Source organism: Serratia marcescens subsp. marcescens ATCC 13880 (assembly GCF_017299535.1).
In the GTDB taxonomy this organism is placed as follows: domain Bacteria; phylum Pseudomonadota; class Gammaproteobacteria; order Enterobacterales; family Enterobacteriaceae; genus Serratia; species Serratia marcescens.
The window spans coordinates 1,168,366-1,185,426 of record NZ_CP071238.1 but is presented as its reverse complement, the minus strand read 5'-3'; the positions used below and the strand labels follow the sequence as shown (position 1 = coordinate 1,185,426).

Genomic DNA, 17,061 nt, shown 5'->3' with positions numbered 1-17,061 from the left:
TGCCCGCCGGTCCCTTTTTCCACCGATGCGCCCTCTCTACTATGGCCCTATCCAGCCGCTTAACGCTCAGCTGGCTGACCTCACTCCCGTCTTAGGCACGAGTGATTCGGGATAGCAGCGTGCTTCACCGCCGCTTTTCAGATACGACACATTAAAGGAGTTGCGACAATGGCTGTAAAATTTCCTTATGCCGGTCAATCTTTTACCATCAAGATGGACAATGGTCTCGAAGTTAAAAACGCCTACCATGCCAGTGAAAACACCATTACCGTTGAGTTTCTAAACGGAGAACTTCGCGGAACCATTATGAATGTGCCTTTCCAGTGGCGTTCATTGGCTGACGGCTATTTCATGATTTCCTGGCAAGAGTCCGATAAAAATACCGTTGTTCACTGCGATAATTTCGAAAAAAACATTTCTTATGCTTACTACACAACGATGAGTGGAGATTTTTACGTGATGGAAGGGAAAATTCTTTAATTTACTTCAGCGCCTTTAATCCTTTACGCATAATAATTGCCGCTCTATCAAATAGCCTATCCTTTAGCGTGACCATTTTTATGACTTTCTCATATCGCTCCCACATGACGCAAAAAACGGCCGCAGCCGTTTTTTAAATCAAGCCGTCAGGATAATCCCCAGAGTTGGGGCATTTCTTCAACATGTAGATAACTGATTTCCGCTTTCACGATCTGCGGCATACGTGGGCAAGCTGGTTGGTTCAGGCAGCGCCCCGCTTTCGGCACTGCACGAAATGGGCGGCTGGGAGAGCATAGAAATGGTTCAGCGATACGCTCACCTTGCTCCTAACCATCTCACTGAGCATGCGAGGCAAATTGATGCGATTTTCGGAGGTTTAGTCCCAAATATGTCTCATGATGAAATTGGAAAGACGGGACGAAAGGCCTAACTCATTGATACTTAATGGCACGCCCTATAGGATTCGAACCTATGACCTACGGCTTAGAAGGCCGTTGCTCTATCCAACTGAGCTAAGGGCGCATTGAGATGCGGCAACCTGCGGCTGCGGGTTGGGATTATACGGTCAGAGGTTAGCGAGTCAATGCCTTTTCATGACGTTACGACGGCGGCCGTGCTTTATGGCGTTTTTTCCGCCAGCGCCCGCGCGGCGAGGGTTCTCGTCAACCGGCGCCGTTATGCTGAACCAGGCCAACGCCTACGTAAATCGGCGTGCGCTCAGCCTCTTGCCGCCCACCGCCCCGCCGCAGACAAAGGCGCGTAGACTGCACCACTGCAGCAATGTCCCCCCAATCGGCATGCTCAATCACCCGTGTGTTGCAAGTCGCCGTGAGTCTTTCCCCCAATGCGACGTCAGGGCGCGCGCTGTTTAAAGAAGCCTGGCTCCACGGCGCCCAAAGCAGCCATAGCGTGCAGCCTACCCATACGCAGCCGTTCATGGGCACAGCTTCCGCCACAGCGCGCTCAGGCGTACCCGCCACGACGGCGCCGCTTCGCGCCGGCCGAGCTGATGCAACTCCGTCAGCTGCGCGCCGTCCGCCGGGTGCAGCGAAGAATCGAACACCGTCTCCCCCACATGTTTGGGCTGCGCCGGTTGCTCGCCAGGCTGGTGATGCAACGGATAAAGCCGGGTTATCGTTCTCATGATCCTGTTCTCTTTCACCCTGTGTATGGCCCCAGCGTATGCAAATGCCGGTAAAAATGGCGTAGAGGATCCTGAAGTCGGCATAAAAAAAGCGTAAATCGGCCTCGGCATTGGCGGCGAGGGTGATTCTGCGCCTGACAGCGCGCTCAGCTTCTGACAGAATAGCGGCATCCCCGCTTTTCTTAATTGATGGATTTCCACACTGATGTCAGCAAAGATTATTGATGGTAAAACGATTGCGCAGCAGGTTAGAAACGAAGTGGCTGAGCAAGTGAAACAACGTCTGGCGGCCGGCAAACGCGCCCCAGGCCTGGCGGTTGTGCTGGTTGGCGAGAACCCGGCTTCGCAAATTTACGTCGCCAGCAAGCGCCGCGCCTGCGATGAAGTCGGCTTCCTCTCCCGCTCCTACGACCTGCCCGCTGCCACCAGTGAAGCCGAGCTGCTGGCGTTGATCGACCAGCTGAACGCCGACGCGGAAATCGACGGCATTCTGGTGCAGCTGCCGCTGCCGGCCGGCATCGATAACGTCAAGGTGCTGGAGCGCATCCATCCGGACAAAGACGTCGACGGCTTCCACCCCTACAACGTCGGCCGCCTGTGCCAACGCGCGCCCAAGCTGCGCCCGTGCACGCCGCGCGGCATCGTCACCCTGCTGGAGCGTTATAACATCGATACCTACGGCCTGAACGCCGTGGTGGTCGGCGCCTCCAACATCGTCGGCCGCCCGATGAGCATGGAGCTGCTGCTGGCCGGTTGCACCACCACCGTCACCCACCGTTTCACCAAAAATCTGCGTCACCACGTCGAGAACGCCGATCTGCTGGTGGTGGCGGTCGGCAAACCGGGCTTCATCCCGGGCGACTGGATCAAACCGGGCGCCATCGTAGTGGACGTCGGCATCAACCGTCTGGAAAGCGGTAAAGTGGTGGGCGATGTCGACTTCGACGCCGCCAGCGAGCGCGCCGCCTACATCACCCCGGTGCCGGGTGGCGTTGGCCCGATGACCGTGGCTACACTGATCCAAAATACCTTGCAGGCCTGCGAGGAATATCACGACGTTCAACCTAAATAAGTAAGGCAGTATGGAAATTTTCAATCTGGACAATCATCCCCACGTCGAACTGTGCGATCTGCTGAAGTTCCAGGGCTGGTGTGAAAGCGGCGGCGCCGCCAAAGAAGTCATCGCCGAAGGACTGGTGAAAGTCGACGGCAAGGTCGAAACCCGCAAGCGCTGCAAGATCGTCGCCGATCAGGTGGTGGAGTTCAACGGCGGCAAGGTCATGGTTAAACCCTAACCCGCAGCCATAGAAAAAGGCGCTGAATTCAGCGCCTTTTTTGTTTTCACTTCGGCCGGCTTACTTACGGCGCCAGGTGGTGCCCTGCGGGCCGTCTTCCAGCACGATGTTCATCTCGTTCAACCGATCGCGAGCGGCGTCCGCCAGCGCCCAGTCCTTGGCGGCGCGCGCTTCGTTACGCTGTTTGATCAGCGCTTCAATCTCCGCCACTTCGCCGTCGTCAACCTGTGCGCCCCCTTGCAGGAACTGCTCCGGCTCCTGCTGCAGCAGGCCGAGCACTTTCGCCAGCTTGCGCAGTTCCGCCGCCATGCCGTTGGCCGCCGCCATGTCTTCGCTCTTCAGGCGGTTAACCTCGCGGGCCAGATCGAACAGCGCCGAGTAGGCTTCCGGAGTGTTGAAGTCGTCGTCCATCGCTTCGCGGAAGCGGGCTTCGAACGCTTCGCCGCCGGCCGGCACGGCATCGGCGTCGGTGCCACGCAGCGCGGTATAGAGGCGCTCCAGCGCGGTGCGCGCCTGCTTGAGGTTCTCTTCGCTGTAGTTCAGCTGGCTGCGATAGTGGCCGGACATCAGGAAGTAACGCACCGTCTCCGCATCGTAATGGCCGAGCACGTCGCGGATGGTGAAGAAGTTATCGAGCGATTTGGACATCTTCTCTTTGTCGATCATCACCATGCCGGAGTGCATCCAGTAATTGACGTACGGGCCATCGTGGGCGCAGCTCGACTGTGCGATCTCGTTCTCGTGGTGCGGGAACATCAGATCGGAACCGCCGCCGTGGATGTCGAAGTGGGTGCCCAGCTGTTTGCAGTTCATGGCGGAGCATTCGATGTGCCAGCCCGGACGGCCCGGCCCCCACGGCGACTGCCAGCTCGGCTCGCCCGGCTTGGACATTTTCCACAGCACGAAGTCCATCGGGTTGCGCTTCACGTCGTCGATCTCCACGCGCGCGCCGGCCTGCAGCTGATCCAGATCCTGACGCGACAGCAGGCCGTATTGCGGATCGCTGTCGATGGAGAACATCACGTCGCCGTTGCTGGCCACGTAAGCGTGATCGCGATCGATAAGACGCTGCGTGATCTCGATGATCTCGGCGATGTGCTGGGTCGCGCGCGGCTCTTGATCCGGACGATCGATCAGCAGCGCGTCGAAGTCGGCGTGCATTTCCGCCAGCATGCGTTCGGTCAGCTGGTCGCAAGTCTCATGATTTTCCGCCGCGCGGCGAATGATTTTGTCGTCTACGTCGGTGACGTTGCGCACGTAGTTCAGCGAATAGCCGAGATAGCGCAGATAACGCGCCACCACGTCGAAAGCGACAAAGGTACGACCGTGGCCGATGTGACACAGGTCATAGATGGTTACCCCGCACACGTACATGCCCACTTTCCCGGCATGAATGGGTTTGAATTCCTCTTTTTGACGACTCAGGGTATTAAAAATCTTTAGCATCGGGAGATTCCGTGGTGTGCGTGATAACAAAAAAGATAACCGGGCTTCAGGTTTTACGCCCGGTAGCGTATTGAAACCTGAAGCCTGATCTATTGCAAGGTTAAGGCCAAGCTTTGCTGATTTCACGCGAAGAAAACGCGTAAAATCCGGCTGTCGGCATAATTGTTATAATATAACAACAAAACAATTACCACAGACAGTGCGCGGTTGACCCGCTGCTGACTCGCCGGGGCGGATATGTTATAAGGGCGGTCTGAATGTTCACTCGCTTTACGTGGCGTCTCACTTCATCTTGTTAGGATTAAAACTATGGTTACTTTCCACACCAATCACGGCGATATCGTCATCAAGACCTTTGCTGACAAAGCGCCGGTTACCGTTGAAAACTTCCTGAACTACTGCCGCGCCGGTTTCTACGACAACACCATCTTCCACCGTGTGATCAACGGCTTCATGATCCAGGGCGGCGGTTTCGAGCCGGGCATGAACCAGAAAGCGACCAATGCGGCTATCAAGAACGAAGCCAACAACGGTCTGAAAAACACCATCGGCACCCTGGCAATGGCGCGTACCAACGATCCGCACTCCGCCACCGCACAGTTCTTCATCAACGTGGCTGACAACGACTTCCTGAACTTCCGCGGCGAAAACGTGCAGGGCTGGGGCTACTGCGTGTTCGCTGAAGTGGTTGAAGGCATGGACGTGGTCAACAAGATCAAAGGCGTGAAAACCGGCCGCAGCGGCATGCACCAGGACGTACCGGTAGAAGACGTCGTCATCAACAGCGTGACCGTCAGCGAGTAATCGCGGCTGCATGAGTACGCTGTTCATCGCAGATCTGCACTTGTGCGCACAGGAACCGGCAATCACTGCCGGTTTTCTGCGTTTTTTACGGCGCGAAGCGATGCACGCCGACGCGCTGTACATCCTCGGCGACCTGTTTGAGGCCTGGATCGGCGACGACGATCCCGAGCCGCTGCACGCGGAGATCGCCGCGGCGCTGAAAGCGCTGCAACAGGCCGGCGTGCCCTGCTATTTCATCCACGGCAACCGCGATTTTCTGCTCGGCAAGCGCTTCGCCCGCGCCAGCGGCATGCAGCTGCTGCCGGAAGAAAAAGTGCTGGAGCTGTACGGCCGCAGGATCCTGATCCTGCACGGCGACACCCTGTGCACCGACGATCAAGCCTATCAGCAATTTCGCCGTAAAGTGCACAACCCGCTGATTCAAAAACTGTTCCTCGCGATGCCGCTGCGCTGGCGACTGAAAATCGCCGCCAAGATGCGCGCCCGTAGCCAGCAATCCAACCAGTACAAGTCGGACGCCATCATGGACGTCAACCCGCAAGCGGTCGAACAAACCATGCTGCGCCACGACGTGCACTGGATGATCCACGGCCATACCCATCGCCCGGCGGTGCACCGGCTGGCGCTGAGCAATGGCGAAGCCCATCGCGCGGTGCTGGGTGCCTGGCACGTCGAAGGATCGATGATCAAAGTCAGCGCCGACGCCGTCGAGCTGATCTCATTCCCATTCTGAATTCCGCACTGGCGCGAGAGTGAAAATTCGCGCTTTCGACGGTGAAAACCGGCGACGCAACCGTTTTCCTCGCCGTGCGCTCATGGTATGCTCTACGCCCTCATTCGGCCCTCAGCCGACGCCAGACAAATCACAGGAGCCTTACACCCATGGGAGCCAACGCCGCTTCAGCCGCCAATACCGGGGCGAAAATCGCAATTGTAATGGGATCGAAAAGTGACTGGGCCACCATGCAGTTCGCCGCCGAAGTCCTGACCCAGCTCGATGTCCCCTTCCATGTCGAAGTCGTTTCCGCTCACCGCACGCCGGACAAGCTGTTCAGCTTCGCCGAGCAGGCTACCGCCAACGGCTTTGACGTGATCATCGCCGGCGCCGGCGGTGCGGCGCATCTGCCGGGCATGCTGGCGGCGAAAACCCTGGTGCCGGTGTTGGGCGTGCCGGTGCAAAGCGCCGCGCTGAGCGGCGTGGACAGCCTGTACTCCATCGTGCAGATGCCGCGCGGCATTCCGGTGGGCACGCTGGCGATCGGCAAAGCCGGCGCCGCCAACGCCGGGCTGCTGGCGATGCAGATCCTGGCGCTGCACGACGCCGCGCTGGCGCAGCGTTTGGCGGACTGGCGTCAGGCGCAGACTGAAGACGTCTTGAACCACCCCGATCCGCGGGAGGACGCATGAAGCCGGTTTGCGTACTGGGCAACGGCCAACTGGGGCGCATGCTACGCCAGGCCGGCGAACCGCTGGGCATCGCCGTCTACCCTGTCGGCATCGATGCCGAACCTGAAGCGGTGCCGTATCAGAACAGCGTCATTACCGCCGAGATAGAACGCTGGCCGGAAACCGCGCTGACGCGCGAGCTGGCGACCCACAGCGCCTTCGTCAACCGCGACATCTTCCCGCGTCTGGCGGATCGCCTGACGCAAAAACAGCTGCTCGACCAGCTCGGCCTGGCGACTGCGCCGTGGCAGTTGCTGGCGAGCGCCGCCGAATGGCCGCAGGTATTCGCTGCGCTGGGCGAGCTGGCGATCGTCAAACGCCGGGTCGGCGGCTATGACGGCCGCGGCCAGTGGCGCTTGCGGCCGGGCCAGGAAGCCGAACTGCCGGCCGACGCCTATGGCGAGTGCATCGTCGAGCAAGGCATCAATTTCTCCGGCGAAGTGTCGCTGGTGGGCGCGCGCGGCCACGACGGCCGTTCGGTATTCTACCCGCTGACCCATAACCTGCATGAAGACGGCATTCTGCGCGCCAGCGTGGCGTTGCCGCAGCCCAATCCAGCGCTGCAGCGACAGGCCGAGCAGATGCTGGCGGCGATCCTGAACGAGCTGAACTATGTCGGCGTGATGGCTATGGAGTGCTTTATCGTCGGCGATCGGCTGCTGATCAACGAACTGGCGCCGCGCGTGCACAACAGCGGCCACTGGACGCAAAACGGCGCCTCCATCAGCCAGTTCGAGCTGCACCTGCGCGCCATCCTCGGCCTGCCGCTGCCGCAGCCGGTGGTGAGCACGCCGTCGGTGATGGTCAACCTGATCGGCACCGCTGTCAACGAACAGTGGCTGTCGCTGCCGCTGGTGCATCTGCACTGGTATGAGAAAGAGGTGCGCCCGGGCCGCAAGGTCGGCCACCTCAATCTGAACGACCCGAGCGCCGCCGATCTGCGCCAGGCGTTGCAGGCGCTGGCGCCGCTGCTGCCGGGCGAATACCAAAGCGGGCTGGCCTGGGCGCAGCAGAAGCTGGCCTAAGGTGCCGCCGCCGAAAGTAAAAGGGGTTAGCCTAAGGCTAACCCCTTTTTTATGACGACAATTTTAAACCGCCGCGCTTAATCAGAAAAAATATTCTTATTTTTCCTTAGCATACTTCTTATCATCAGATTCACACCCAAAAAACCGCTGATGCCATATCCAAGCGCTGTGACGATATGATTGCGCAAGAAAGGGTAATTAAGGGTCAGATCGTTAGCGATAAGAATCGAAAACCACGGCAACAATGCAACCAGCAATATGCCCGTTCCGTTAAAAAATCCCGCTGAAGCAAGGCCACGCTGCCAACGTCCGAGACGTTCGCGCAAAGGCAAATTTTTTAATTCCGGGATACTTTTAAGTGACCAGTAGATTTTCATTCCCTTCGTTCCTGGTGGTAACCCGCAGATAACACATTATAAAACACGAAAATAATACAGTTTAAAGACGACGCCTCTATTTCTGCCAAGCCGGGCGCTTATCACATCCGGCGTTATAAATAGCCGCATCAACCCTCATAACTGCGGAACAGCGCCTTGCCGCGCAGCAGCCGCACGCCCAGCCAGCCGCCGCACAGCGACAGCAGCAGCGCGCTGGCCAGCGGCAGCGCCCACCACAGCACCGGCGTCGGCGTCCACGGGAAGTCAAACACCCGGCTCTGCAGCAGCCACAGCGCCGCCTCGGCGCCCACCGCCGCCGCGATGCCCGCCACCAGCCCCAGCAAAGCAAACTCGCACCACAGCGTGCGGCGCAGCAGCCGTTTGCCGGCGCCCAGCGTGCGATAGACCACCAGCTCCTGCCGCCGCTGACGCATGCCGACCTGCACCTGCGCCAGCAGCAGCAAGCCGCCGCACAGCACCACCAGCACCACCATCACCTCCAGCGCGCGGCTGACCTGTTGCAGCACGCCGCCGACCTGTTTCAGGATCGCGCCGATGTCCAGCAGGCTGAGCGTCGGGAACTGGCGATTGAGCTGAGTCAGCATCTGGCCGTCGCCATCGTAGCGAAAGCTGGTGAGCCAGGTCTGCGGCTGGTCGTCCAGCGCGCCCGGCGGGAAGATAAAGTAAAAGTTCGGCTTCAGACTTTCCCAATCCACCTGGCGCAGGCTGGTGACTTTGGCGCTGAACGCCTGGGTATCGCCGCTGAAGGTCAGCGTATCACCCAGCGTGATCTTCAGCCGCCCGGCGATGCCTTCATCCATCGAAACCTCACCGGTTTTCGGCGGCCAATTGCCCGCCACCAGCGGATTGTGATCCGGCAGATCGGCCAGCCAGGTCAGGTTCAGCTCGCGGTTCACCGCCTCGCCGCCCGGATCGTCTTCATGCACCCGCTCGGTCGCCACCTGCTGGTTTATCTCGGTCAGGCGCACCCGGACGATCGGATAATAGGTTTCCGGCTTGATCTGGTGCTGCTGCAGGAAAGCTTTCACCTGCGGCACCTGCGCCTCGGTCATGTTGAGCAGGAAATAGTTCGGACTGTCCGGCGGCAGCTGTTGCTGCCAGCGTTCGAGCAGATCGCCGCGCAACACCAACAGCAGCGCCAGCAGCATGAACGACAGCGAAAACGCCGCCAGCTGGCTGATGGTCACCCAGGGCTGGTGCAGCAGGCGGTTAACCGCCAGCCGCAGCGCCAGGCTCTTGAGCGTGATGCGGCGCAGCAACAGCAGGCTGCCCCAACCGATGCCGCCCAGCAGCAGCGCCAGCACCGCCATGCCAGCCAGGATCGCCCACAGCAGCGTGCTGGCCCCCATCAGCGCCACCAACAGCGCCACCACGATCGCCGCCGTCACCGGCAGGAAGTAGCGCAGCGGCCAGACGTTGGCCGTCACATCGCGGCGCAGCACCCGCAGCGGCTGGGTGGCCAGCAGCTGGCGATACGGCCGCAGCCCGACCAGCAGCGAGATCAGCACCAGCGCGCCGAGCGCCCACAGCCAGGGCCAGGCGCCGGCGGCAGGCAACGCAGCCGGTAATACCGACTTCAGCAGGCGGATCAGCAACGCTTCAAACGCCAGCCCGATCGCCCCGCCGCACGCCGCCGCCAGCGCCATCACCGCCAGCCACTGGCCGACGATCAATTTACGCAGCGCGCCACGCCCGGCGCCGAGGGTTTTCAGCACCGCGATCAGATCGTAACGGCTGCGGCAATAGTGGCTCATCGCCACCGCCACGGCGGCGATCGACAACAGCAGCGTCAGCAGAGCCGACAGCAGCAGGAACTGTTGGGATCGCTGCAGCGACTTGCCGAGCGCGCTGCCGGACTCCTGCAGCCCGAACCAGCGCTGATCCGGCGTCAACTGCGGCGCCAGCCGTTCCTCGTAACGCTGAATATCCGGCTCGGCGCCGGCGAACATGTAGCGGTAGGTCAGGCGGCTGCCCGGCTGCACCGCTCCGGTCTTCTCGACGTCCGCCAGGTTGATCATGATGCGCGGCGCGGTCTGGAATGGATTGAAGCCGGCGTCCGGCTCCTGAATGATTTCACCGGCGATACGCAGCGTAGTGTCGCCCACCTCCAGCGAATCCCCCACTTTCACGTTCAGCAGCGCCAGCAAACGCGGCGCCACCAGCACGCTGCCCGGTTCGGGCTTGATGTTGGCCGGGCGCGTTTCCAGCTTGCCGTACAGCGGATAGGTCAGATCGGTGGCTTTCACGTCCGCCAGCTGCGGCCGCTCGCCGGCATAGGTCATGGTGGTGAACGACAGCTGGCGGCTCACCTTCAGCCCCTGCTGCTGCGCGTCCAATAGCCAGCCTTCCGGCACCGGATGCGCGCTGCGCAGCACCCGATCGCCGGCGATAAAATCGCGGCTCTGCTGGCTGAGCCCTTTGTCCATGCGATCGCTGATGCTGCCCAGCGCCAGCACGCAGGCGACAGAGAGCGTCAGCGCCAGCCACACGATCAGCAGCGACGGCGAGCGCCATTCGCGCCAGAACCAGCGCCAGATCATGCTTCCTCCCACAGCTTGCCTTCACGCAGCCGCAACCGCCGCTGGCAGCGCGCCGCCAGGGTTTCGTCATGGGTCACCAGGATCAGGGTGGTGTCAAAATCGCGGTTGAGAGAGAACAGCAGGTCGGCGATGCGATCGCCGGTCTGACGATCGAGGTTGCCGGTCGGTTCATCGGCGAACAGCACCCGCGGCCGGCCGCTGAAGGCGCGCGCCAGCGCCACGCGCTGCTGCTCACCGCCGGACAGCTGCGCCGGCAGGTGATCGAGACGTTTGCCCAGCCCCAGCTGTTCCAGTAACTGCACCGCCTGCTCGCGACTCTGCCTGTCGCTCTCGCCGCGCAGCAGCGCCGGCAGTTGCACGTTCTCCAGCGCGTTCAGCGTCGGCACCAACATGAACGACTGAAACACGAAGCCGACGTTCCTGGCGCGCAGCGCGGCGCGGCCTTCTTCGTCCAACGCGGTCAGCGACTCGCCGAGCAAACGCACCTCGCCCTCGCTGCCGTCGTCCAGCCCGGCCAAAATGCCCAGCAAGGTCGATTTCCCCGATCCGGATTCGCCGATCAGGGCGATCGTCTGCGCGGGTTTGACAAGCAGCTCGACTCCGGTAAGGATGGTGAGCTGATGCTCACCCTGACCAACGTGTTTACTAAGATGATGAACTTCAAGAACGTTTTCCGCTGGCATCTTCCCTTCCTTTTGCTGTTGGGATTATTCAGTTTACGCGCTGCCGCCGCCGATACCTTATTGATTTTGGGCGACAGTTTAAGCGCCGGCTATCGCCTGCCGATCGAGCGGGCCTGGCCGACGCTGTTGGCCGAACAGTGGCAGAAAAAACCGGGCGCGCCGCAGCTGGTCAACGCCAGCATCAGCGGCGACACCGCCGCGCAGGGGCTGGCGCGTCTGCCCGCGCTGCTGAAACAGCATCAGCCGCGCTGGGTGCTGATCGAGCTGGGCGCCAACGACGGCCTGCGCGGCTTCCCGGCGCAGGACGTACAGCGCGATCTCGGCCAAATCATCACGCGGGTGCAGCAGGCCGGCGCGCAGCCGCTGCTGATGCAGATCCGCATCCCGCCGAACTACGGCCGCCGCTACACCGAGGCGTTCAGCGCCGTCTACCCGGCGCTGGCCAAGCAGTTCAACATTCCGCTGCTGCCGTTCTATATGGAACAGGTGGTGGTGAAGCCGGAATGGATGCAGGATGACGGATTGCACCCCAATGGGGACGCTCAGCCGTTTATCGCCACCTGGATGGCGGAGCGCCTGGAACCGCTAGTAAAGCATGAGTCTCACTAAATTAGGGTCGTACACTAGGTAAAGTTATGCAAAAAGCGGTATTGATAACCGGCTGTTCCAGCGGGATTGGATTGATTGCGGCGCAGGATCTGCGCAACCGCGGCTACCGGGTGCTGGCCGCCTGCCGTAAGCCGCAGGACGTGGAAAACATGCGCCAGCTGGGGCTGGAAGGCATTGAGCTGGATCTGGACGACAGCGCCAGCGTCGAGCGCGCCGCCGCCGAGGTGATCGCGCTGACCGACGGCCGCCTGTACGGCCTGTTCAATAACGGGGGGTTCGGCGTTTACGGCCCGCTTAGCCGCATTTCGCGCAGCCAGCTGGAGCGGCAGTTCGCCACCAACCTGTTCGGCACCCACCAACTGACCCAGCTGCTGTTGCCGGCGATGTTGCCGCACGGCGAAGGGCGCATCATTCAGACCAGCTCGGTGATGGGGCTGGTCTCCAGCGCCGGGCGCGGCGCCTACGCCGCCAGCAAGTTCGCGCTGGAAGCCTGGTCGGACGCGCTGCGCATGGAGCTGCACGGCAGCGGCATTCAGGTCAGCCTGATCGAACCGGGGCCGATCGCCACCCACTTTAGCCAGAACGTCAACCAGGCGCAGAGCGACAAGCCGGTGCACAATCCCGGCATCGCCAAGCGCCTGACGCTGCCGCCGGAGGCCATCCTGCCCAAACTGCGCCACGCGCTGGAAAGCCCGCGCGCCAAACTGCGCTATCCGGTCACCCTGCTGGCGCACGCGATGAGCGTGCTGCGCCGCATTTTGCCGGGCCGCTGTCTGGATTGGCTGCTGCGCAGCAACGCTTAATTCGCCCGACGGGGTTGAAGAATGGCGGCGCGCCCCCATTTACACCCCATGGCTCCGCACGATCAGAGAGAAAAAAGATGCTAGCTCAAGCTGTTGTTGATATTAACGAAACTAACCTGCACCAGACGCTGGAACAGTCGATGTCCATTCCGGTGCTGTTCTACTTCTGGTCCGAGCGCAGCCAACACTGCCTGCAGCTCACGCCGGTGCTGGACAAGCTGGCGGCGGAATACGCCGGTCAGTTCATTCTGGCCAAGGTGGACTGCGACGCCGAACAGATGATCGCCTCCCAATTCGGGCTGCGCTCCATTCCGACGGTCTACCTGTTTAAAGACGGCCAACCGGTCGACGGCTTCCAGGGCCCGCAGCCGGAAGAAGCGATCCGCGACTTGCTGCAGCGTTTCCTGCCAAAGGAAGAAGATCTGAAACTGGCGCAGGCGCAAGAATTGCTGGCCGCCGGCAACGCCGCCGAAGCGCTGCCGCTGCTGAAAGACGCCTGGCAGAGCAGCCAACAGCGCAGCGACATCGGCCTGACGCTGGCCGAAACGCAGATCGCCCTCAGCCGCAGCGAAGATGCCGAGGCGGTGCTGGCGACCATCCCGTTGCAGGATCGCGATACGCGCTATCAAGGCCTGGTGGCGCAGATTGAACTGTTGAAGCAGGCGGCGGACACGCCGGAAATCCAACAGCTGCAACAGCAGGTGCAGCAGCAGCCGGACAACGTCGATCTGGCGGTGCAGCTGGCGCTGCAGCTGCATCAGGTCGGGCGTAACGAAGAAGCGTTGGAACTGCTGATGGGGCATCTGAAGAAGGATCTGGCCGCCGCCAACGGCAACGCGCGCAAGACGCTGATGGACATTCTGGCCGCGCTCGGCACCGGCGACGCGCTGGCCGCTAAATATCGCCGCCAGCTGTACTCACTGCTGTACTGATACTCGTCATGCTTGAAGCTGCATCCAGGCGGCAAAGGTGAGAAGCCCTGGGAGCTTAGATAACTAAGCGACCAGGGCTAGAACGTGCAGTCAGCTTGAAATATGACGGGGATATCAGCGATAGACCCGCACCCCGCCCTCCACGCCCGCCGGGCTGAACAACACCTGCCACAGCTGAATGTTGCGTGAACGGAACGCGCCGGCGCAGGCGTTCAGGTAATAAGTGAACATGCGCTCGAAGCGCTCGGAATAACCGCCCGCCAATTCCGGCCACGCCCGTTTGAAATTCTCCAGCCAGGCCATCAGCGTGCGATCGTAATCGGCGCCGAAGTTGTGCCAATCCTCCATCACGAAACGCCCTTCGCTGGCCTCGGCGACATGCCGCACCGAAGGCAGGCAGCCGTTGGGGAAGATGTATTTGTCTATCCAGGCGTCGACGTTAAGGTCGGTTTGATTGGAACCGATGGTGTGCAGCAAAAACAGGCCATCCGGCTTCAGGTTGCGCGCCGCGACGCTGAAATAGGTCTCGTAGTTTTTCGGCCCGACGTGCTCAAACATGCCGACCGACACGATGCGATCGAACTGACGATCCAGATCGCGGTAATCCTGCAGCAAGATCTCGACGTCCAGCCCGGCGCAGCGTGCCTGCGCCAGCTTCTGCTGCTCGGCCGAAATGGTCACGCCGTGCACCGCGACGCCGTAGTTTTGCGCCGCAAACTGCGCCAGCCCGCCCCAGCCGCAGCCGATATCCAGCAGCGTCATGCCCGGTTTCAGCTGCAGCTTCTCGCAGATCATCCGCAGCTTGGCCTGCTGCGCCTGCTCCAGCGTCTGCGCCTCTTTCCAGTAGCCGCAGGAGTATTGCATGTAAGGATCGAGCATCGCCCGGAACAGGTCGTTGCCGATGTCGTAATGCTCTTTGCCCACCTGCCAGGCGCGCTTGCGCGATTGGCGGTTGAACAGCCGGGCATAGGCGATGCGCGCGATGTCGCTCAGGCTTTTCGGCAGGCGCTCATCGACGCCGGCCTGCAGAATGCGGGTAAACAGCATGTCCAGCCGTTCGCATTCCCACCAGCCGTCCATATAGCTCTCGCCGAAGCCGAGCGAGCCTTCCTGCAAAATGCGTTTGAACAGGGCCGGGTTGTGCACCCGAATATCCCAGGCGCGCGGGCCGTTGATGGCGACACCGGCTTCGGCCAGCATCTCCTCTACAATGCGATACCAGCGGTCTTTCTTCTGGGCGAGTTCATCAACACTGAGCGAATCCATAACAATCCTTGGCCGAAATGTCATTTCAAAAAGCATAGTCGCAAATAAAAATGACAAATTTTTGACGGTAAACACGGGGGGTGTTTTTACTCTAGCCAAGGCGAGCAACATCATGAAATGAATAAAAATTATTGAAATCATGCCATTTAGGCATACTTATCCGCCAACTGTGCCAGACTTATTTCAATAACGTTTTTCTCCCTGTTCGGAACAGCGGTTCCGCTTATGGCGGAGTCGCCAATGTCCTGGATTAAGTCGCGGTATCGGTAGGCATTTTTCCGGCGCTGACGTAATATCTGTTTACATATGTCTGACAGGAGGTTTGCATGCTTACTTTTATTCCCATCGTGATCGTCGTCGCGCTGATTGTGGTGTTCGCCGGCGTCAAAATTGTGCCGCAGGGGTTCCAATGGACGGTAGAACGCTTCGGCCGCTATACCAAGACGCTGATGCCGGGCCTGAACCTGGTGGTGCCGTTCATGGACCGCATCGGCCGCAAAATCAACATGATGGAGCAGGTGCTGGATATCCCCTCGCAGGAAGTGATTTCCCGCGATAACGCCAACGTCGCCATCGACGCGGTGTGCTTTATCCAGGTGGTCGACCCGGCGCGCGCCGCCTACGAGGTCAGCAACCTCGAACAGGCGATCGTCAACCTGACCATGACCAACTTCCGCACCGTGCTCGGCTCGATGGAGCTGGACGAAATGCTGTCGCAGCGCGACAGCATCAACAGCCGCCTGTTGCACATCGTCGATGAAGCGACCAACCCTTGGGGGGTGAAGATCACCCGTATCGAGATCCGCGACGTGCGGCCGCCGGCGGAGCTGATCGCCTCGATGAACGCCCAGATGAAGGCTGAGCGCACCAAGCGCGCCGACATCCTGGAGGCGGAAGGGGTGCGTCAGGCGGCCATTCTGCGCGCCGAGGGTGAGAAACAATCGCAGATCCTGAAGGCTGAGGGCGAACGCCAGTCGGCATTCCTGCAGGCGGAAGCGCGTGAACGCGCCGCCGAGGCCGAGGCGCGCGCCACCCAGTTGGTGTCCGACGCCATCGCCAGCGGCAACATTCAGGCGGTGAACTACTTCGTGGCGCAGAAATACACCGACGCGCTGCAGAAGATCGGTTCTTCCAACAACAGCAAAGTGGTGATGATGCCGCTGGACGCCAGCAGCCTGCTCGGCTCGATCGGCGGCATTACCGAACTGCTGAAAGAAAGCAAAGGCAAATAATCATGCTCGAACTGATCGCGGCGAATCCGCTGTGGTTTTGGCTCTCCCTCGGGGGCGTGTTGCTGGCGGCGGAAATGCTCGGCGCCGGCGGCTACCTGCTGTGGAGCGGCGTGGCGGCGCTGTTGGTCGGCGTCCTGATCTGGCTGCTTCCGCAACTTTCCTGGGCGTGGCAAGGCGCGATCTTTGCCGTCCTGACCGTCGTCGTCGCTTACCTGTGGTGGTACTGGCTGCGCCGGCGCCCGGCGGCCGCATCCGGCGGGTCGCCGGTGCTCAACCAGCGCAACCGCCAGCTGATCGGCACCCGCGCCACGCTGACGGAACCGATGCACAACGGCATGGGCCGCATCAATATCGGCGACAGCAGCTGGCGCGCGCAGGCGGCGGAAGATCTGCCTGCCGGCACTGAAGTGGAAGTGGTGGCGGTGGAAGGGGTCACGCTGGTGATCCGCGCCATCAGCCGTTAATTCGAACGACAGCATCCCGCCAGATTATTGATGATGGGGCACTCCGCCCCCTCGTCGCCCGGACATTGTTCCGCCAGCGTCAACAGGCGTTGGCGCATTTCTCCCAGTTCGCTGATGTGCCTTTCGATCTCCGCCACCTTCTGCAGCGTGCGCGCCTTCACGTCGGCGCTGTGGCGGGCCGGATCGTTGAATAACGCCACCAGCTCACGGCACTCGTCCAGGTTGAAGCCCACCTGCCGCGCCTGGCGCAGCAGCGTCAGCTCTTCAACGTGCCTGGCGGAATAATGGCGATAACCGTTATCGCTGCGGATCGGGGCGGTAATCAGCGCTTTCTCCTCGTAAAAACGAATCGTCTTGCTGGTTAACCCGGTCTTTTTCGCGACGTCGCTAATATTCATTTTTTCCTCCGGAATGCTCCTGCTCATCTCCTATCTTAAGCCGCTTTCCGCCACTCACCAAGCCTCAACGCCCTACCGTCGATATCGATGAGAAAC

19 protein-coding genes, 1 tRNA gene and 1 pseudogene are annotated in these 17,061 nt (G+C 60.8%); 13 read left to right on the top strand and 8 right to left on the bottom strand.

The window, feature by feature from the left end:
* Window positions 1-168 precede the first annotated feature (168 nt).
* On the top strand, window positions 169-480 hold the full coding sequence (locus J0F90_RS05510) for a MoaF-related domain-containing protein (RefSeq protein ID WP_033641103.1): 312 nt from the start codon (window positions 169-171) through the stop codon (window positions 478-480).
* A 188-nt stretch (window positions 481-668) separates the two neighbouring features.
* Window positions 669-910, top strand: a pseudogene (locus tag J0F90_RS05505) (tyrosine-type recombinase/integrase); the annotation flags it as partial.
* 15 nt (window positions 911-925) lie between these two features.
* On the opposite strand, the gene J0F90_RS05500 reads toward J0F90_RS05505, so the two are convergent.
* Together J0F90_RS05500 and J0F90_RS05495 are read right to left on the bottom strand one after the other, a co-directional pair.
* A tRNA-Arg gene (locus tag J0F90_RS05500) sits at window positions 926-1,002 on the bottom strand.
* Window positions 1,003-1,414: 412 nt separating this feature from the next.
* The gene (locus tag J0F90_RS05495) at window positions 1,415-1,624 is read right to left on the bottom strand and encodes a hypothetical protein (RefSeq protein ID WP_033641104.1); all 210 of its coding nucleotides are present in this window, start codon (window positions 1,622-1,624) and stop codon (window positions 1,415-1,417) included.
* 205 nt (window positions 1,625-1,829) lie between these two features.
* Between J0F90_RS05495 and folD the strand changes: the two genes are divergently transcribed.
* Both folD and ybcJ read left to right on the top strand, forming a co-directional pair.
* Window positions 1,830-2,696: a bifunctional methylenetetrahydrofolate dehydrogenase/methenyltetrahydrofolate cyclohydrolase FolD gene (folD, locus tag J0F90_RS05490; protein WP_016928798.1), complete on the top strand. Its 867-nt coding sequence runs from the start codon at window positions 1,830-1,832 to the stop codon at window positions 2,694-2,696.
* A gap of 10 nt (window positions 2,697-2,706) precedes the next feature.
* Window positions 2,707-2,919 (top strand): ribosome-associated protein YbcJ, encoded by a 213-nt coding sequence (gene ybcJ / locus J0F90_RS05485; protein ID WP_015376914.1) that lies wholly within the window; start codon window positions 2,707-2,709, stop codon window positions 2,917-2,919.
* A gap of 60 nt (window positions 2,920-2,979) precedes the next feature.
* Here ybcJ and cysS read toward each other — a convergent pair whose 3' ends face one another.
* Window positions 2,980-4,365 (bottom strand): cysteine--tRNA ligase, encoded by a 1,386-nt coding sequence (gene cysS / locus J0F90_RS05480; RefSeq protein WP_016928799.1) that lies wholly within the window; start codon window positions 4,363-4,365, stop codon window positions 2,980-2,982.
* Window positions 4,366-4,674: 309 nt separating this feature from the next.
* Here cysS and ppiB point away from each other — a divergent pair, with 309 nt between their 5' ends.
* From ppiB to purK, 4 genes are all read left to right on the top strand, one after another.
* Window positions 4,675-5,169: a peptidylprolyl isomerase B gene (ppiB, locus tag J0F90_RS05475; RefSeq protein WP_016928800.1), complete on the top strand. Its 495-nt coding sequence runs from the start codon at window positions 4,675-4,677 to the stop codon at window positions 5,167-5,169.
* A gap of 10 nt (window positions 5,170-5,179) precedes the next feature.
* Complete coding sequence (locus tag J0F90_RS05470; protein ID WP_016928801.1) at window positions 5,180-5,902, top strand: UDP-2,3-diacylglucosamine diphosphatase; 723 nt, start codon at window positions 5,180-5,182, stop codon at window positions 5,900-5,902.
* A 149-nt stretch (window positions 5,903-6,051) separates the two neighbouring features.
* Window positions 6,052-6,576 carry a 5-(carboxyamino)imidazole ribonucleotide mutase gene (gene purE / locus J0F90_RS05465; protein ID WP_033641105.1) on the top strand — a complete coding sequence of 175 codons (525 nt, stop codon included), beginning with the start codon at window positions 6,052-6,054 and terminating at the stop codon, window positions 6,574-6,576.
* Complete coding sequence (gene purK / locus J0F90_RS05460) at window positions 6,573-7,640, top strand: 5-(carboxyamino)imidazole ribonucleotide synthase (RefSeq protein WP_033641106.1); 1,068 nt, start codon at window positions 6,573-6,575, stop codon at window positions 7,638-7,640. Before purE ends, purK begins: the two co-directional genes overlap by 4 nt.
* A 77-nt stretch (window positions 7,641-7,717) precedes the next feature.
* Here the strand turns inward: purK and J0F90_RS05455 are convergent, their stop codons facing one another.
* The 3 genes from J0F90_RS05455 to ybbA form a co-directional block, all read right to left on the bottom strand.
* Window positions 7,718-8,017 carry a hypothetical protein gene (locus J0F90_RS05455; protein WP_016928804.1) on the bottom strand — a complete coding sequence of 100 codons (300 nt, stop codon included), beginning with the start codon at window positions 8,015-8,017 and terminating at the stop codon, window positions 7,718-7,720.
* A 128-nt stretch (window positions 8,018-8,145) separates the two neighbouring features.
* Window positions 8,146-10,578: a putative ABC transporter permease subunit YbbP gene (gene ybbP / locus J0F90_RS05450; RefSeq protein ID WP_033641107.1), complete on the bottom strand. Its 2,433-nt coding sequence runs from the start codon at window positions 10,576-10,578 to the stop codon at window positions 8,146-8,148.
* Complete coding sequence (gene ybbA, locus J0F90_RS05445; RefSeq protein ID WP_004940192.1) at window positions 10,575-11,261, bottom strand: putative ABC transporter ATP-binding protein YbbA; 687 nt, start codon at window positions 11,259-11,261, stop codon at window positions 10,575-10,577. The genes ybbP and ybbA overlap by 4 nt, the downstream gene beginning before the upstream one ends.
* Between ybbA and tesA the strand changes: the two genes are divergently transcribed.
* The 3 genes from tesA (at window position 11,232) to J0F90_RS05430 (ending at window position 13,605) form a co-directional block, all read left to right on the top strand.
* Window positions 11,232-11,870, top strand: a complete 639-nt coding sequence (gene tesA / locus J0F90_RS05440; protein WP_161545168.1) for a multifunctional acyl-CoA thioesterase I/protease I/lysophospholipase L1 — start codon at window positions 11,232-11,234, stop codon at window positions 11,868-11,870. The two genes, ybbA and tesA, sit on opposite strands and share 30 nt — an antisense overlap.
* A gap of 26 nt (window positions 11,871-11,896) precedes the next feature.
* Entirely contained in the window at window positions 11,897-12,673 is a 777-nt protein-coding gene (locus J0F90_RS05435) for an SDR family oxidoreductase (RefSeq protein ID WP_016928808.1), read from the top strand.
* A gap of 77 nt (window positions 12,674-12,750) precedes the next feature.
* Entirely contained in the window at window positions 12,751-13,605 is an 855-nt protein-coding gene (locus J0F90_RS05430; protein ID WP_033641108.1) for a co-chaperone YbbN, read from the top strand.
* Between the two features lie 114 nt (window positions 13,606-13,719).
* Here the strand turns inward: J0F90_RS05430 and cfa are convergent, their stop codons facing one another.
* Window positions 13,720-14,871, bottom strand: a complete 1,152-nt coding sequence (gene cfa, locus J0F90_RS05425) for a cyclopropane fatty acyl phospholipid synthase (RefSeq protein ID WP_033641109.1) — start codon at window positions 14,869-14,871, stop codon at window positions 13,720-13,722.
* A 326-nt stretch (window positions 14,872-15,197) separates the two neighbouring features.
* Here cfa and J0F90_RS05420 point away from each other — a divergent pair, with 326 nt between their 5' ends.
* Together J0F90_RS05420 and J0F90_RS05415 are read left to right on the top strand one after the other, a co-directional pair.
* Window positions 15,198-16,103, top strand: coding sequence for an SPFH domain-containing protein (locus tag J0F90_RS05420; protein WP_004940203.1), 906 nt, complete (start codon window positions 15,198-15,200; stop codon window positions 16,101-16,103).
* 2 nt (window positions 16,104-16,105) lie between these two features.
* Window positions 16,106-16,567, top strand: a complete 462-nt coding sequence (locus J0F90_RS05415) for an NfeD family protein (RefSeq protein WP_016928811.1) — start codon at window positions 16,106-16,108, stop codon at window positions 16,565-16,567.
* On the opposite strand, the gene cueR is transcribed toward J0F90_RS05415, so the two are convergent.
* Window positions 16,564-16,965 carry a Cu(I)-responsive transcriptional regulator gene (gene cueR, locus J0F90_RS05410; RefSeq protein ID WP_015376888.1) on the bottom strand — a complete coding sequence of 134 codons (402 nt, stop codon included), beginning with the start codon at window positions 16,963-16,965 and terminating at the stop codon, window positions 16,564-16,566. The two genes, J0F90_RS05415 and cueR, sit on opposite strands and share 4 nt — an antisense overlap.
* Between the last annotated feature and the right edge of the window lie 96 nt (window positions 16,966-17,061).